Here is a 15,778-nt window from a genome sequence, read left to right as displayed (position 1 = left end):
GCTCTTGATCTGCTCTTGATCTGCTCTTGATCTGCTCTTGATCTGGCTCTTGATCTGGCTTTTGATCTTGATCTTGGGCGCCCCGTTAAACCACGCTGGCCGAACGCAGGCTTGAATCCGTGGGTAACCCGGCAGGACGCCGGGTTAGCCGTCCTGGGCCAGGGATGGCCCATGACGGCGGCCCACGGATTCAAGCCGGAGTGAGGGCACACCGAGCCTGAGCGAGGTGCCGAGTGGTGGGGCAAGAGCCCTTTTGGTTACTTTTGGGGCTCTTTTCCAAAAGTGACCCGCCGTAAGGGCGGAACCCTAAGCCGTCGTTACCGCAGCAATGGATATGTACTCATTCCATTCCAACAATCGGGGACGAACTCTCTGGCGGAGGCCCAGTTGGATAGTCGCCGGCTTCCGAGCCGTCACGGGAGCAAGCTCCCTCGCCACAGGTTCATGGCCACACCAAAGTCGTGTAGCTACTCTGTGTAGCGCAGGCAAGCCAGCTCCCACAGAAAGCAAAAGCTGCAGCACAGCATGGCTGTCTACACACATCACGATGCGAAGCGAGCCGCTTTTGATCTTGATCTCAGGCGCCCCAAATCAATGTCGGATTACGGGCACACCGAGCCTGGGCGAGGTGCCGAGTGCTGGGGCAAGTCCAATGTACTCGATAAACCGGCCAATTAATTTCCACCCCCCAATGACTTTTTCCCCCCGACCCAATGTCCACATCCTTCAGGAACCCTCAACCCCCGGAGTCACCCACCCATGACCACCCCTAAAGCACTATTGATCCTCCACGGCAAACAAGCTCTGAACGAGGACGTGCGCGCCGCCGTACAGGCCCGGCGCGAGCAGGGTGGAGAATTGGCCGTGCGGGTCACATGGGAAGGCGGCGACGCCCAACGCCTGGTCAACGAAGCCCTCGCCGACGGCTACACCCACATCATCGCCGGCGGTGGCGACGGCACCCTGCGTGACGTCGCCGAAGCCATGGCCCTGGCCAAGACCGACGCCAGCCTGGTCCTGATGCCCCTTGGCACCGCCAACGACTTTGCCCGCGCCGCCGGCGTGCCGCTGGAACCCGCCCAGGCGTTGGCACTGCTCGACGTGCCACCGCGGGCGATCGACCTCGGCGAGGTCGGCGGGCAAATCTTCCTCAACATGGCCACCGGCGGCTTCGGCAGCCAGGTCACCGCCAATACCTCGGAAGACCTGAAAAAAGTCCTCGGCGGCGCCGCCTACCTGTTCACCGGCCTGACGCGATTCAGCGAATTGAAGGCGGCTTATGGTGAGCTGGAAGGCCCCGGCTTTCACTGGAAAGGCGATTTGCTTGCGCTCGGTATCGGCAACGGCCGCCAGGCGGGCGGTGGGCATGTGCTGTGCCCTGGCGCGTTGGCCGATGATGGCTTGCTGGATATCAGCATCCTGCCGGCACCCCAGGAGGTGGTCGGCACCTTGCTCACCCTGATGAGCGACGGCTGGGGCCTGGATAACATGTTTGTGCGGGCGCGCTTGCCCTGGGTCGAGATCAAGGTGGCCGAGGGGTTGTACATCAACCTGGATGGCGAACCGTTGCAGGGCGACGACCTGCGTTTCAGTGCGTTGCCCAAGGCCTTGCGCGTGCACTTGCCGCCGGGTTCTCCCCTAGTCGTCCAGGCTGATGATCTGCTCGCGCACGGCGAATAGCACCAGGCCGGCGACGTCGTAGATCTGCAGGCGCTTCATGATCTGCGAGCGATGGGCTTCCACGGTCTTGATGCTCAAGCCCAGGCCCAGGGCGATTTCCCGGGTGGATTTACCGCGCACGATCAGGCGCAGGATTTCCAGCTGGCGCGCCGTGAGGGTGTGGTTGTGGGCGACGGGCGAGGCCGGCCCCTGGCTGCGGATCAATGCCTGGTTGATCACGGTGTGGGCAATGGCGGGGCTCAGGTAGCGCTCATTGTTGCGCAGGGCCTGCAGGGCGTGTTCCAGCTCGTTGGTCGTGGTGTCCTTGAGCAGGTAGCCATGGGCGCCGGACTCCAGCGCACGCATGATCAGCTCGGGGTCGGTGTGCATCGACAGGATCAACACTTTGCTCTTGGGGTAGGCCGCCTTGAGTTGCTGCAAGGCGTCCAGGCCACCGGTGTGTTTCATCGACAGGTCCAGCAGCACGATATCCGGCTGCTGGGTGCTGAATGCCTCCAGTAGTTGCGCGCCATCGTTGGCTTCACCAATCACGGTGTAGCCGGGGATATCCAGGATCAGCGCGCGCACGCCGGCCCGGATCAGGGCATGGTCATCCACCAGGAGTAATTTGCAAGTCACTCAACAGCCTTAGGGGCGCTGGCCCGTTCGAGGGCGCGGGGCGCCCAGGGGAAAAGTGCATCGATCCGCGTGCCTTTGCCGGGCCGGCTGCTGACGGACAAGGAGCCTCCCAGTTGATCGATCCGTTCGGACATGCCGGCCATACCCCGCTGGCCTTCCAGGCCCGGGTTGGGCGCCGGTGAAAAGCCCTGGCCGTCATCACAGATCATCAGCGACAAGCCTTCGGGCAGTCGTTGCAGGCGCACCAGCAGGTTCTGCGCCTGGGCATGGCGAAGCATGTTGGTCACCGCTTCCTGGGTGATGCGAAAGGCGGCCACGGCCATTTCCTCGGGGATGCCGGTCAACCGTTGCTGGCATTCCAGGCTCCAGTGAACCGGGGTGTTTTCCAGGGTCTTGAGCAGGTGCGCACGCAGGCTGGCTTCCAGACCCAGGCTGGCCAACTGACGCGGATTGAGGATCGCCGAGACGTCGCGCACTTTGGCCAGGGTTTCATTCAAGGTATTGCACAGCACCGCACATTGGCTTTGCAGGTCGTCCGGCAGTCGGCGCTTGAGCCATTCGCTTTGCAGTTTGGCGGCGGTCAGCAACTGGCCAATATCATCATGCAAGTCGCGGCTGAGCCGGTGACGTTCGTTTTCCTGGACTTGCAACAGGCGGTCGGCCAGCTCCTGGGGCTGGAGCTTGATGGATTTGCGCGAGTTCCACTGCCACACACCCACCACGATCAAGGTGGTCAGGTTTAGCAACAGGATCGATAAAGGCAGCGGCATACGGCCGATATAGGCCCACAGGCTGACCAACAATGAGCACAGGCACAAGGCAAGGACCAGGCGGTGGGCATTGCTGCGGGACACGGACCTTGTGATGAGTGACTTGAGGCTGGCGTACATAGCGGATGGAGCCAATGAAGGTTCGGTGCGGGAAGGCCGGTCATGGCGGCTGACAGGCCCTTGTTTGGAATACGGTGCCGAATCGTTTGTAGACATGATGAAGTTGAGCCACTTCGAGCGGGGCATAGTACCACCACTGTTATCGTCGGTCGCCTGGCGCCTTGCTCGGCAGGCTTATTAACCAGGCAAACATTCCAGGTGATAAGCCCGAAGTGCAAAGTGAGTGAGTAGTTGTACTAATAGATTTGGTTTGTAACGTTATTGCATGCATGGCTAATTGACATATCTGTCGCGCAAGATCATCTCGAGCGACTAACAAAAGGGTCGTTTTTAGATAACTAACGTATTAAATACGACCTGATCATTGCTCAAACCCTGTGGTGCAGCCGTTGTTGCGGCTTATTGCCGAAGTCTTTCTGTGGGATTTGCAGGGTGACCGTCGCGATCAACGTTGTTTGTTCGCTTTCATCCAGCGTCAGTTCGCCGGTGCGCGTGTCGATCAATTCCAGTTGCCAGGCCAGCAACGTCAGGCAGTCATGCAGGGCGTCCAGGGCCTGATCATGCAATTGCATGGGGTTCACGGCGTTGGCGATCAGGTATTGGATATGCCTGGAGAATTCACTGATTGCCTGCAGTGCCAGGCCTTCGGCTTTTTCCGCCAGCTTGGCGAGGCTGGCTTTCATGCAGTCGATGGCATCGCTGTCGTTGCGAATCAAATGCAGGTGGCTCAAGCACTCTTCCGATTTGGCCAGAAGCATTTCGGCTTCCAGCAGGAATTCGGGAAGTGCAGTTTGCCATTCGTTTGCGCTATTCATCATGTAAGTCTCCACAACATAAGGTCGGGTGATGAGATGTCGCACCGGGTGAATGGCGTAAAACTACCGCTGAAATATGACTGAGATCTGTAGGTCGGTTCTGAGATTTCAGTAGGACCGTTATTGAATTGACCACGAAAGCCGCGCGTGACCCGCGTTGTCCGGGGCAATTGCACAACGTTAGTTGCCGCCAACAGAGTGCCTGGAAGACCCGTGGGGTTTGGGCTTGGTGTGGCAAACAAAAGCCTGACTCCATTCATGCAATGAGAATGGCGTCACATTAATGGCTATTAGATATCGCGAATATCAGGTTGGACCTGATTGCTTATAGGGGAATCCCTTACGCAGCGGAACCCCGCGCCGATTTGGATGTCGTGCGGCGTTGCGGCAAGGCGCATGAAGGCGCGATTCAGTAAAGCATGATGTCAGTGTGACATCAACTGATTTACATGGCATTTTACGGGGGGTCAAGGTCTGGCGTTTGCCGCCGATAACTAGACTTAACTGAGCTGCATACTCTCTCAGCGTGAATCAAGCGCGCACATCAGGAGCTTTTAATGGCCGGCATTCTCGACACGGTAGATCAACGCACGCAACTGGTGGGTGAGAATCGCCTGGAGATTCTCATGTTTCGCCTGGCCGGGCGGCAGTTGTTCGCGATCAATGTGTTCAAGGTGCAGGAAGTCCTGCAACTGCCCAAGTTGACCCTGATGCCCCAGCGCCATCCATTCGTGTGCGGCGTGGTCAACCTGCGTGGCCAGACGCTGCCGGTGATCGACCTGTCCCAGGCCATCGGCATGCGCCCGCTGGTGCCGGGGCCCAACAGCACCATTATCGTCACCGAGTACAACCGCTCGGTGCAGGCGTTCCTAGTGGGCGGCGTGGACCGCATCGTCAACATGAACTGGGAAGCCATCCTGCCTCCGCCGACCAGCGCCGGGCGCCAGCATTACCTCACCGCCATCAGCAAGGTCGATGATCAGTTGGTGGAAATCATCGACGTGGAAAAAGTCCTCGCTGAGATCGTGCCGTACAACGCCAAGGTTTCCCGTGAAAAACTCGAAGACCCGGTGCTGGAACGCGCCCGTGGCCGCGAAGTACTGTTGGTGGATGACTCCAACGTAGCCCTTTCGCAACTGCGCGACACCCTTGGGCAGCTCGGGGTGAAGATGCACATCGCCAGCGATGGGCTCAAGGCACTGAATATGCTCAAGGCGTGGGCCGACAGCGGTCAGGTGATGACCGACAAGCTGCTGATGATCTTCACCGACGCCGAAATGCCCGAGATGGATGGTTATCGCCTGACCACCGAGATCCGCAACGACCCACGCTTGCGCGGGCTCTACGTGGTGTTGCACACCTCGCTGTCGGGCAGCTTCAACGAGTCGATGGTCAAGAAGGTCGGCTGCGACAACTTCCTGTCCAAGTTCCAGCCGGACAAACTGGTGGATGTGGTGCGCCAACGTTTGATGCTGGATGCGCAGTGAGCGGGGCAGGCCCGTTAACCATAAACAAAGCCATGGTTTTTGATTCCGGGGCCTTGCTCGTATAGGGTGGCGCTCTATCCCCCCAGGAAAGCAGGCCCATGCTTCGTCTCAGCGCGTTGTACCGTTACCCTTTGAAGTCCGGCAAGGCCGAGGTCTTGCAGCAGATCGGCCTGGATAGACTGGGGTTGGCAGGGGACCGACGCTGGATGCTGGTGGACGAAGCCAGCGGGCGTTTCCTGACGCAGCGGGCGGTGGCGAAGATGAGCCAGTTATCGGCGCTGTGGAACGCTGCCGGTGGCTTGACCCTCAGCACCCCAGGCGTCGCGCCGCTTGAGGTGGCTTTGCCCGGCAATGACGCCGAGTTGCGTGGCGTGACCCTCTGGCGCGACACCTTGCGCGTGCCGGATGCCGGGGATGAGGCGGCGGCCTGGGTCAGCGAGTTTATCGGCAAGCCCACGCGGCTGGTGCAGATGCCGCTGGCGCGGGCACGTACCACCGAGGCTGGTTTCGGCAAGGATGACGACCAAGTGGCCTTTGCCGACGGCTACCCGCTGTTGTTGATCGGCCAGGCGTCGCTGGACGATCTTTCGCAGCACGTTGGCCGCCCGATGGAGATGTTGCGTTTTCGCCCCAACCTGGTGATCGAAGGAGGCGAAGCTTTCGCAGAGGACGGCTGGAAGCGCCTGCGTATTGGCGACGTCGAGTTTCGCGTGGTCAAGCCGTGCTCACGCTGCATTCTGACCACGATCGACCCCGCAACCGGCGAGCGTAGTGCTGACCGCGAGCCTTTCGCCACGCTCGACTCCTATCGCAAGACGGAGAACGGTGCGATGTTCGGCCAGAACCTGGTCAACGACGGCATTGGCCACCTCGAGGTGGGCATGCCGGTCATGATCCTGGAATAAAAAATGCCCGTCTCCTGCGAGACGGGCATTTTTTTGACGGGCAGAAAAATCAGCCGCGGTATTCGCACAGGTAAGCGGTGTCCACCGCCACCTTCAGCTGGAACTTGCTGTTGGCCGGTACGTTGAACCGGCTGCCGGCGGCGAAGGTTTCCCACTCGCCGGCGTCCGGCAGTTTGACCGTCAGGGCGCCGGATACCACGTGCATGATTTCGCTCTGGGCGGTGCCGAATTCGTATTCACCCGGGGCCATCACGCCGATAGTCGCCGGACCTTCTGCGGTGCCGAAAGCGATCGACTTGACGGTGCCGTCGAAGTACTCATTGACTTTAAACATGGGTGAATCCTCGGAAAAGGGTCTGGAAAGGTCGGCCAGTATGCCCAAGCCCGGAGGAGCTGCCTAGACCGGCAAAATCAACGGCAGCAGGCGTGCGGTGTTGCGCGCATCTTCCAGCGCGCGATGCTGCTGGCCATGGAACTGCATCCCCGCCAATTGCAGGGCACCATTGAGCCCCAGCGGCTTGTCCAGGCGCCGCGCCTTGGCGAAGCGTTGCTTGAGGTTGATATGGGGCGTTTGCGCCAGGGCGCTGGTCAGGTCATGGCGCTGCCATTCCAGTTCCAACTGCACACGATCGTAATCCCCCCAACTGGCCCAGCTTTCCAGACGTGCTTGATGCTGGCCCAGCCAGCGTTCGAACAGCGGCCACACCTCGGCGAACGGGGCGGCAGCGTCGATGTTGGCCTGGGTGATATGGGTCAATTGGCGGCAGAAGGGCGTCAGCAATGGGCGACGCAGCGGCCGCACAAAGCGCTGGAAATGATCCAGTTCGCGGCCCTGGCGGTTGACCAGGCTTGCGCCGATCTCGGTGACTTCCATTTCCGTCACGGGCCAGCCGCCTTCATCCGTTGTGGCTTCAAGGTCAATAATCAGCCAATGAGGCATCGCGCAGGTTCCCGTACTCTTCGTTTCCTGATGGGGATAGAGCGTAGCGTGACCTTGTAGTTCCGCGCTGCTTTTTCATTGAGTCCCAAGGCTAGTGCCAGTCAGTCAAAGGAGTAAGGCTAAAAAGTAACCTGTGGCGAGGGAGCTTGCTCCCGTTGGACTGCGCAGCAGTCCCATGCTTTGCAAACAAAGAGCGGGGCCGCTTCGCGGCCCAACGGGAGCAAGCTCCCTCGCCACACATACAGTGTTCACCCTTAGCTGACTGGCATTAAGTCCCAGGGCTGCTTCTACTCGATCTCCAGCAGAACCTGGCGATTGCGCACCTGATCGCCAGCAACGACCTGCAGGCCCTTGATCACACCGTCGATGCCGGCCGTGAGTGGATGCTCCATTTTCATGGCTTCGAGCACCAGCAGCAGTTGGCCTTTGCTGACGGTTTCGCCAACGCTCACACGTATGTCGACAATGGCACCGTCCATTGGCGCCTTGACGGTACCGCTGCTGGCACCGGCTTGGCGGCTGGCGACTTGCTGGGTGCAGTTGGTGATGGTAAGGCCCGGCAGCCACAACCGGTTGCCATTGAGGTGGTAGGCGATACGTCGGCGGATGCCATTGAATTCCAGGGTGGCATGCCGGCCGTCGGTGGTGACGTGCAGGGACGTGGTACTGACGTCATGGATTTCTCCGTTGACCTCCAGGCGGCACGCCCAAGGCGCGGTGTCAGTGCCACGTGCATTATTACTCCACCCCGCCAGTCCAGGTGAGTGCGCGATGGCGCTGTGTTGATAAAACAGCGCGGCGGCCAGGGCGAGTTGTTCTTGCGACGCTGGCTGGGGCGGGATTTGGCTGAAATGCTCGACGACAAAGCCGGTGCTGAAATCGCCCGCGATAAAGTCTGAATGTTTGAGCATATCGGCCAGCAACCGCTGGTTGGTGGTCACTCCCAGCAGCACGGTGTCCTCAACCGCACGCAGCAGTTTGCGTCGGGCTTCTTCGCGGGTGGCGCCGTGGGCGATGATCTTGCCGAGCATCGCGTCATAGAACGGGCTGATGCGCTGGCCCTGCAGTACGCCGTGGTCGATGCGCACACCGGCAGCCGGCTCCCAGCGCAGCACATCGCCGGTTTGCGGCAGAAAGCCCTGGGCCGGGTCTTCGGCGTACAGACGCACTTCCATGGCATGGCCGCTCAGGAGCACGTCGGCCTGTTTCAGCGGCAGCGGTTCACCGGCGGCGATTTTCAGCTGCCAGTCCACCAGATCCAGGCCCGTGATCAGTTCAGTGACCGGGTGTTCCACTTGCAGGCGGGTGTTCATCTCGAGGAAGTAGAAGCGGCCGTCGCGGTCGAGCAAAAACTCCACGGTGCCCGCACCGACGTAATTCACCGTGCCCCCGGCCTTGAGGGCGGCTTCACCCATGGCCTGGCGCAACTCGGGCGTCATGACGGGGCAGGGGGCTTCTTCGATGACTTTCTGATGGCGGCGCTGAATCGAGCAGTCGCGCTCGCCGAGGTAGATGAGGTTGCCATGACGGTCGCCGAACAGTTGGATCTCGACGTGACGCGGGTCGATCAGCGCTTGTTCGAGGATCAATTCATCGCTGCCAAACGCATTTTTTGCTTCGGAGCGTGCGGTGTGGAGATTTTCCAGCAGGGCGTCGGCATCGTGCACCAGGCGCATGCCGCGCCCGCCGCCGCCGCTGCTGGCTTTGATCATCAGGGGGTAGCCAATGCGGTTGGCCTCCTGCCGTAAGGTGGCGTCGTCTTGTCGGGTGCCTTGGTAACCCTTGATGCAGGGCACGCCGGCGTCGAGCATGGCGAGTTTGGACAGGCGTTTGCTGCCCATCAGTTCGATGGCTTCGGGGCTTGGGCCGATAAAGGTCAGGCCTGCGTTGAGGCAGGCCTTGGCGAATGCGGCGTTTTCGGAGAGGAAGCCGTAGCCTGGGTGGATGGCGTCGGCGCCGGTTTTTTTGGCGGCATCGAGGATGGCCGGGATGTTCAGGTAGGACTGTTGTACCGGCGCAGGGCCGATGTTGACGGCTTCATCGGCCATTTGGACGTGCAGGGCCTGGGCGTCGGCGTCGCTGTAGACGGCCACGGTGCGGTAGCCCAGGGTTTGGGCCGTGCGTTGGATACGACAGGCGATTTCGCCGCGGTTGGCGATCAGGATTTTGCTGAATGGCGGCATTGAGTTATCCCTCGGCTGATGGGGTGTCTGCTCCCGATGGCGTCATTTGCACCACCCCGGCTTACGCTTTTGTATAAACGCCTGCGTTCCCTCAAGCCCTTCGACGCCGGTCGCCGCCTCAGCAAACCACTGCGCGCCCCGATCCAACACACGCTCAAGGGGCTCATCGACACTGGCCAGCAACAGCGCTTTTGTGCGTCCATTCGCCCCGGGCGCACACTTGAGCACCTGCTCCAACACCTCGTCCAAGCGCTGTGCCAGCGCCTGAGAGTCCGTCTCCACAAAATGCACCACCCCCAGCCGCTCGGCCTCCACCCCGTCAAACCGTGCCGCCGTCAGCGCCAGCCGTCGTGCCTGGGTCAGCCCGATCCGCTTCACCACAAACGGCGCAATCTGCGCCGGCAGCAGGCCCAGGCTGGTCTCCGGCAAACCGAACTGCGCCTGATGATCAGCCATCGCAATATCACTCACACACGCCAAGCCAAACCCACCGCCCAGCACCGCGCCTTGCAACACCACGATCACCACCTGCGGTACCGCTTCAACTTCCTGCAGCAGCGTGCCGAACGCCCGATTCAGCGCCTGTAATCGATCGCCGGCATGGATCATGTCCTTTACATCCGCACCGGCACAGAAATGCCCACCGGTCCCGCTGATCACCAGTGCGCGCACCTGGCTGTCCAACCCCGCCAGCACCGTGCGCAGTTCATTGACCATTTCCAGGCTCATGGCGTTGCGGCATTCGGGGCGGTTGAGGGTGATGTGCAGCACGCCGTGATGGGCTTCGAGCAGCAGGGTGTTCATGGCTTTTTACCGGGCAAGGTGCCCATCAGTTTGCAGATGATGCCCAGCATGATTTCATCGGCACCGCCGCCGATCGACACCAGCCGCACGTCACGGTAGGCGCGGGCCACCGGGTTGTCCCACATGTAGCCCATGCCGCCCCAGTATTGCAGGCAACTGTCGCTGACTTCGCGGCCCAGCCGTCCGGCCTTGAGCTTGGCCATGGAGGCCAGGCGCGTCACGTCCTGGCCTTTGATGTATTGCTCGGTGGCCTGGTAGACCAGGGCGCGCAGGCATTCGATTTCAGTGGCGAGTTCCGCCATGCGAAAGTGGATCACCTGGTTGTCGATCAGGGCCTTGCCGAACGTCTGGCGTTCCTTGCAGTACTCGATAGTGCTGTCGATGCAGTACTCCAGGCCCTTGATCATGTTGGCCGCGCCAAACAGGCGCTCTTCCTGGAATTGCAGCATCTGCATCATGAAACCCGCACCTTCTTGGCCGATGCGGTTGCGCTGGGGCACGCGCACGTCGTCGAAGAACACCTGGGCGGTCTCGGAACTGTGCATGCCGAGTTTTTCCAGCGGCGGGCTGACGCTGATGCCGGGCGTATTCATCGGCACCATGATCAGCGATTTGTTGATATGCGGTTTGTCGTCGGAGGTGTTGGCCAGCAGGCAGATAAAGTCGGCGCTGGGGGAGTTGGTGATCCACATTTTACTGCCGTTGATCACGTAATCGCCGCCGTCCTTGCGCGCATGGGTTTTCAACCCGGCCACGTCGGAACCGGCGCCGGTTTCCGAGACGCCGATACAGCCCACTTGCTCGCCGCTGATGGCCGGGCGCAGGAATTCGTCGCGCAGTTCATCGCCGCCGAAGCGGGCGAGGGCCGGGGTGCACATGTCGGTTTGCACGCCTATGGACATGGGAATGCCGCCGCAACGAATGGTGCCGAATTCTTCGGCAGCGACAATCGAGTAGCTGTAGTCCAGGCCCATGCCACCGAATTTCTCCGGCTTGGAGATGCCCAGCAGGCCGAGGTTGCCGGCCTTGCGGAAGATCTCGTGGATGGGAAAACGCCCGGCTTTTTCCCATTCATCCACGTAAGGGTTGATCTCGCGGTCGACAAAAGCGCGGACGGTGCGGCGCAGTTCCTGGTGTTCCTGGGTGAAGATCATCGTGTTTGTTCTCCTGTTAGAAACGCGCTACACCAAAGCTGTTGGGCTGCAACTGCCTGACCTCGGCTTCGTGGCAGATATCCAGCAGCAGCCCCAGCAACGTGCGCGTATCGCGGGGATCTATCAGCCCGTCATCCCACAGATTGGCGCTGCCATACAGTGCAGTGGATTGACTGTCGAGTTTCTGCGCGGTCACCTGTTCCAGCATGTCCAGCATCTTGGGGTCGGGCACCAGGCCGTCTTTCAACTGCTTGGCCTCGGTGACGATACGCAGCACCTTGCCCGCTTGTGCGCCGCCCATCACTGCCGTGCGGCTGTTGGGCCAGGCGAAGATGAACCGCGGGTCCAGACCGCGGCCGCACATGGCATAGTTGCCGGCGCCGTAGGAACCGCCGACCACAATCGTGAGCTTGGGCACCCGCGCAGAGGCCACTGCCTGAATCATCTTCGCGCCGTGCTTGATCACGCCTTGCTGTTCCGATTCGGTGCCGACCATGAAACCGGTGGTGTTGTGCAGGAACAGCAGCGGTGTGCGGCTCTGGTCGCACAGCTGGATAAACTGCGCCGCTTTGCTTGCGCCCTTGGGCGTGATCGGGCCGTTATTGCCGATCACCCCAACGGCACGACCCTGGATGTGCAAGTGGCCGCAGACGGTGTGGGCATCGAACTCGCCCTTGAATTCCAGGAAAGCCGAACCGTCGGCCAGGCGCGCGAGGATTTCACGCACGTCGTAGGGCTTTTTCGGGTCATCGGGGATCAGCCCCAGCAGTTCGTCGATGGGATACAACGGCTCTGTGTAAGGCCGTTTCGAGGCGGGCGGCAGACGATCATTCCACGGCAGCAGGTCGACGATTTCGCGCACGATACGCACGCCATCCGCATCATTTTCCGCCAGGTACTCTGCCGTGCCGGCGGTTTGCGCATGCATCTCGGCGCCACCCAATTGTTCATCGGTCGCCACTTCGCCGGTGGCGGCCTTGAGCAGCGGCGGCCCGGCCAGGAACAGCTTGGCTTTGCCGCGCACTACCACCACGTAATCCGACAGCCCCGGCTGATAGGCTCCGCCCGCCGTGGCCGAGCCGTGCACCACGGTGATCTGCGGCAAGCCCATGGCCGACATGCGCGCCTGGTTGGCAAAGCTGCGTGCCCCTTCGACAAAAATCTCGGCGGCGTAGTTGAGGTTTGCGCCGCCACTTTCCGCCAGGGTCACCACCGGCAGTTTGTTCTCCATGGCGATCTGTTGCAGGCGCAGGGATTTCTTCAGGCCCGTGGGGGAAATAGTCCCGCCCTTGATCGCGCTGTTATTGGCCACTACCAGCATGCGCACACCGCTGACGTAACCGATGCCGGCGATCAATCCGCCCCCGGCGGCGCTGCCGTCTTTGTCGTCGTGGAGTTTGTAGCCGGCCAGGCTGGCCAGTTCGAGAAACGGTGCTCCAGGGTCCAGCAGCAGGTTGAGGCGTTCGCGGGGCAGCAGTTGGTTGCGTTTGTCGAACTTGGGCTTGGCATCCTGTGCTTTGCTCAGCAGGTTCTGTTCCAGTTGGCGCAACTGCTGAAGACTCGTCAACATGGCTTCGCGGTTTTGCGCGAATTGCGGGCTGTGGATGTCGATCAGCGTTTCGATCACCGGCATGGTTTATTGCTCCGCCTTGAGCACATCGGGCACATATGCACGGTGAAAACCATTGAACGGCTCGCTGGGTGGCTGTGCCTTGTTCAGCGGCCAGGCTCGGCTGCCCAGGCTGGCGGCGCCGTCGATGCGTAACGTGCTGCCGCTGATAAAGGCGGCGGCGGGGCTGAGCAGGAACACAATGGCGGCGCTGACTTCCGACTCGGTGCCGATGCGCTTGAGCGGCACATGTTCGCGCAGCGTCGGGATCACCGCCTTGAACGCACCTTCGTAGGTGTCCATGCCGCTGGAAGCGATCCAGCCCGGCGCGACGGCATTGACCCGCACACCGGCGTAACCCCATTCGAACGCGGCGGTCTTGGTGAAGTTATCCATGCCCGAACGGGCCGCCCCGGAGTGGCCCATGCCGGGCATGCCACCCCACATGTCGGCAAGCATGTTGACGATGGCGCCGCCGTGCTTGCTCATGGATTGGTTGAACACTTCACGGGCCATCAGAAAGCCGCCGACCAGGTTGGTACGCAGTACGGTTTCAAAGCCTTTCTGGTTGATCGACGCCAGCGGCGCAGGGTACTGGCCGCCAGCGTTATTCACCAACCCGTGGATCGGGCCGTGCTCGCCGATGATCTGGCTGACCCGGGTTTTCACCGCCTCTTCATCGCGGATATCGCAAGCCAGCCAATGAGCGCTGCCGCCGTCTTCGGCAATTTCCGCCGCCACCGTCTGCAGTTTTTCCGGTTTGCGCCCAATGAGCATCACGTTGGCGCCCAGGGCCGCCAGTTCATGGGCGGTGCAACGGCCTATGCCGCTGCCGCCTCCCGTGACTATGACGGTTTGCCCCTGGAACAGGTCGGCTTTGAAGATCGAGTCGAAGGCCACGGCAACGCTCCTTTAGCTGAGTTGGTCGGCAATGTGCTGCGGCACGGCGATGGGGATTTCCAGCAGCTGCTGGGCAAATGCCTTGCCTTGCGGGTCGATGCGCAGGCTGGCAATACCGCCGCCGCCCAGGGCGTTTTCCAGCAGGAAGTTCAGGCTGTGGCTGCCGGGCAAATACCAGCGCTCGACGCGGCCGTGGAGTGGGTCGAGCACATGGCCCATCCAATCGACGATCACCTCCGGGGTCAGCACTTCGGCGATCCACGGCAGGTATTCGGGGTCACGGGCGATCACGCCGATATTGCTGTGGTTGCCCTTGTCGCCGGAGCGCGCCACGGCGAGTTTCACCAACGGTACGCTGGCGTCTGCACGGCCCTGAGGCTTGGGCGGATCAAGCGGCGCGCTGGGCGTGGCGAGTGCATGAGCGGGCGGCAACGCGCAGGCGTGGCGTTGGCCCTGGAACTCGATCAGCGGCTCACACGCCGTTTTATCGATCAGGAACGAAAACAGCCGGATCAACGGATAGACCGAAGGCCGCCCGCCGACGATACCGGTCAAGCCCGGCGCCATGCCCGTCGCCGCCTGGGCGATTTCACGGGCGAACAGCTCCAGCGCCTGTTTGTTCGGGTGCCGCACGGCGAGCTTCACCACCACTTCGCGGCTGTCGTGGCGTTGGGCGTGGGCGCCGTAGGTGGCTTCGCTGCCCAGCAGTTCGATATTCACTTCACTGTAGGGGCCCCAGCCGCGCTGGCTGAACAGCTCCGAGGTCTTTTGGATGATTGCCTGGCTGACGCGGTCGGCCTTGGCCACCGCATCGATCCCGGCGAGCAGGCAACTGGCGGTGCAGCGGAACCCGTCGAGGTAAGTGGCGCTGACTTTGTACTGCGCAGTGGGCGGCAAACCCTTGGCGCCGTGCAGGCGGACGCAGTTTTTGCCCTGTTGCTGCAATCGGACCTGGCTGAAATCGCAGATCACATCGGGCAGCAGGTACGCACGCGGGTCGCCGATTTCATACAACAGTTGTTCGGCCACGCTGAGTTCACTGATCAAGCCGCCCGTACCGTCGACTTTGTTCACCGTGAACTGACCGTCGGCGCTGACTTCGACGATGGGGAAACCGATGTGTTCGTAGTCCGGCACGTCGCGCCAATCGGTGAAGTTGCCACCGGTGCACTGCGCGCCGCATTCGATAATGTGCCCGGCCAGCGCGGCTTGGGCCAGGCGGTCATAATCCTGCCAGGACCAGCCGAACTCATGCACCAGCGCTGCGCTGACCACGGCGCTGTCGACCACCCGGCCGGTGATGACGATATCGGCACCCAGATCAAGCGCCTGGACGATGCCCGGGGCGCCGAGATAAGCGTTGGCGGACACACAGGCTGGCGGCAGGGGTGCGCCGTTGAACATGTCGGTGATGCCGCGCAGCTGTTTGAGCTGGGGGTGCAGGTCGTCGCCCAGCAGCACAGCGATTTTCAAGGGCACCCGGGCTTTATCGCAGGCCGCTTGCAGGGCAGCGGCGCACGCTTGCGGATGGATACCACCGGCGTTGCTGATCACGCGGATGCCCTGGCGCTGGATATCGGCCAGCAGTGGCGTGAGCACGTCGACGAAGTCCGTGGCGTAGCCGGCCTGGGCGTTTTTCATTCGCGCCCCGGCGAGAATCGACATCGTGACTTCCGCCAGGTAGTCAAACACCAGGTAATCCAGCGCGCCGCCCTGCACCAACTGGGCGGCAGCAGTGCTGGTGTCGCCCCAGAAAGCGCTGGCACAGCCGATACGAACCGTGTTGCTCATGA

The 15,778-nt window shown here is 61.5% G+C and carries 14 protein-coding genes; 3 read left to right on the top strand and 11 right to left on the bottom strand.

Annotated features, from left to right (window positions below):
- The first annotated feature begins 759 nt into the window (after positions 1–759).
- Positions 760–1,680 (top strand): lipid kinase YegS, encoded by a 921-nt coding sequence (gene yegS / locus M5B97_RS18035; RefSeq protein WP_248732217.1) that lies wholly within the window; start codon positions 760–762, stop codon positions 1,678–1,680.
- On the opposite strand, the gene M5B97_RS18030 is transcribed toward yegS, so the two are convergent.
- The 3 genes from M5B97_RS18030 to M5B97_RS18020 all read right to left on the bottom strand — a co-directional run bounded on the left by M5B97_RS18030 (position 1,639) and on the right by M5B97_RS18020 (position 4,006).
- Positions 1,639–2,298 (bottom strand): response regulator transcription factor, encoded by a 660-nt coding sequence (locus tag M5B97_RS18030; RefSeq protein WP_134656878.1) that lies wholly within the window; start codon positions 2,296–2,298, stop codon positions 1,639–1,641. The two genes, yegS and M5B97_RS18030, sit on opposite strands and share 42 nt — an antisense overlap.
- Positions 2,295–3,188, bottom strand: coding sequence for a sensor histidine kinase (locus tag M5B97_RS18025; RefSeq protein WP_248732221.1), 894 nt, complete (start codon positions 3,186–3,188; stop codon positions 2,295–2,297). The genes M5B97_RS18030 and M5B97_RS18025 overlap by 4 nt, the downstream gene beginning before the upstream one ends.
- Before the next feature lie 368 nt (positions 3,189–3,556).
- Positions 3,557–4,006 (bottom strand): hypothetical protein, encoded by a 450-nt coding sequence (locus M5B97_RS18020; RefSeq protein ID WP_177421564.1) that lies wholly within the window; start codon positions 4,004–4,006, stop codon positions 3,557–3,559.
- 554 nt (positions 4,007–4,560) lie between these two features.
- Between M5B97_RS18020 and M5B97_RS18015 the strand changes: the two genes are divergently transcribed.
- Both M5B97_RS18015 and M5B97_RS18010 read left to right on the top strand, forming a co-directional pair.
- Positions 4,561–5,490 (top strand): chemotaxis protein CheV, encoded by a 930-nt coding sequence (locus tag M5B97_RS18015; RefSeq protein WP_123717531.1) that lies wholly within the window; start codon positions 4,561–4,563, stop codon positions 5,488–5,490.
- Between the two features lie 98 nt (positions 5,491–5,588).
- A complete protein-coding gene (locus M5B97_RS18010) occupies positions 5,589–6,395 on the top strand; it encodes an MOSC domain-containing protein (protein WP_248732216.1) in 807 nt (268 codons plus the stop codon).
- Between the two features lie 49 nt (positions 6,396–6,444).
- Here M5B97_RS18010 and M5B97_RS18005 read toward each other — a convergent pair whose 3' ends face one another.
- From M5B97_RS18005 to M5B97_RS17970, 8 genes are all read right to left on the bottom strand, one after another.
- Positions 6,445–6,729, bottom strand: a complete 285-nt coding sequence (locus M5B97_RS18005; RefSeq protein WP_123717533.1) for a pyrimidine/purine nucleoside phosphorylase — start codon at positions 6,727–6,729, stop codon at positions 6,445–6,447.
- Positions 6,730–6,792: 63 nt separating this feature from the next.
- Positions 6,793–7,335, bottom strand: a complete 543-nt coding sequence (locus M5B97_RS18000) for an exonuclease domain-containing protein (protein ID WP_248732215.1) — start codon at positions 7,333–7,335, stop codon at positions 6,793–6,795.
- A gap of 287 nt (positions 7,336–7,622) precedes the next feature.
- Positions 7,623–9,518, bottom strand: coding sequence for an acetyl/propionyl/methylcrotonyl-CoA carboxylase subunit alpha (locus M5B97_RS17995; protein WP_248732214.1), 1,896 nt, complete (start codon positions 9,516–9,518; stop codon positions 7,623–7,625).
- Positions 9,519–9,560: 42 nt separating this feature from the next.
- Positions 9,561–10,322, bottom strand: a complete 762-nt coding sequence (locus tag M5B97_RS17990; RefSeq protein WP_248732213.1) for an enoyl-CoA hydratase-related protein — start codon at positions 10,320–10,322, stop codon at positions 9,561–9,563.
- The gene (atuD, locus tag M5B97_RS17985; protein ID WP_248732212.1) at positions 10,319–11,476 is read right to left on the bottom strand and encodes a citronellyl-CoA dehydrogenase; all 1,158 of its coding nucleotides are present in this window, start codon (positions 11,474–11,476) and stop codon (positions 10,319–10,321) included. The genes M5B97_RS17990 and atuD overlap by 4 nt, the downstream gene beginning before the upstream one ends.
- Before the next feature lie 16 nt (positions 11,477–11,492).
- On the bottom strand, positions 11,493–13,109 hold the full coding sequence (gene atuC, locus M5B97_RS17980; RefSeq protein WP_248732211.1) for a geranyl-CoA carboxylase subunit beta: 1,617 nt from the start codon (positions 13,107–13,109) through the stop codon (positions 11,493–11,495).
- A gap of 3 nt (positions 13,110–13,112) precedes the next feature.
- On the bottom strand, positions 13,113–13,985 hold the full coding sequence (locus tag M5B97_RS17975) for an SDR family oxidoreductase (RefSeq protein ID WP_248732210.1): 873 nt from the start codon (positions 13,983–13,985) through the stop codon (positions 13,113–13,115).
- Positions 13,986–13,997: 12 nt separating this feature from the next.
- Positions 13,998–15,776, bottom strand: coding sequence for an acyclic terpene utilization AtuA family protein (locus M5B97_RS17970; RefSeq protein WP_248732209.1), 1,779 nt, complete (start codon positions 15,774–15,776; stop codon positions 13,998–14,000).
- Between the last annotated feature and the right edge of the window lie 2 nt (positions 15,777–15,778).

It is taken from the genome of Pseudomonas sp. MWU13-2517 (assembly GCF_023242545.1).
In the GTDB taxonomy this organism is placed as follows: domain Bacteria; phylum Pseudomonadota; class Gammaproteobacteria; order Pseudomonadales; family Pseudomonadaceae; genus Aquipseudomonas.
This window is presented reverse-complemented; position numbering and strand designations above follow the sequence as displayed.

Coding starts and splice junctions, on each gene's coding strand:
- yegS (WP_248732217.1), top strand. CDS start 760: ATGACCACCCCTAAAGCACTATTGATCCTCCACGGCAAACAAGCTCTG.
- M5B97_RS18025 (WP_248732221.1), bottom strand. CDS start 3,188: ATGTACGCCAGCCTCAAGTCACTCATCACAAGGTCCGTGTCCCGCAGC.
- M5B97_RS18020 (WP_177421564.1), bottom strand. CDS start 4,006: ATGATGAATAGCGCAAACGAATGGCAAACTGCACTTCCCGAATTCCTG.
- M5B97_RS18015 (WP_123717531.1), top strand. CDS start 4,561: ATGGCCGGCATTCTCGACACGGTAGATCAACGCACGCAACTGGTGGGT.
- M5B97_RS18010 (WP_248732216.1), top strand. CDS start 5,589: ATGCTTCGTCTCAGCGCGTTGTACCGTTACCCTTTGAAGTCCGGCAAG.
- M5B97_RS18005 (WP_123717533.1), bottom strand. CDS start 6,729: ATGTTTAAAGTCAATGAGTACTTCGACGGCACCGTCAAGTCGATCGCT.
- M5B97_RS18000 (WP_248732215.1), bottom strand. CDS start 7,335: ATGCCTCATTGGCTGATTATTGACCTTGAAGCCACAACGGATGAAGGC.
- M5B97_RS17995 (WP_248732214.1), bottom strand. CDS start 9,518: ATGCCGCCATTCAGCAAAATCCTGATCGCCAACCGCGGCGAAATCGCC.
- M5B97_RS17990 (WP_248732213.1), bottom strand. CDS start 10,322: ATGAACACCCTGCTGCTCGAAGCCCATCACGGCGTGCTGCACATCACC.
- atuD (WP_248732212.1), bottom strand. CDS start 11,476: ATGATCTTCACCCAGGAACACCAGGAACTGCGCCGCACCGTCCGCGCT.
- atuC (WP_248732211.1), bottom strand. CDS start 13,109: ATGCCGGTGATCGAAACGCTGATCGACATCCACAGCCCGCAATTCGCG.
- M5B97_RS17970 (WP_248732209.1), bottom strand. CDS start 15,776: ATGAGCAACACGGTTCGTATCGGCTGTGCCAGCGCTTTCTGGGGCGAC.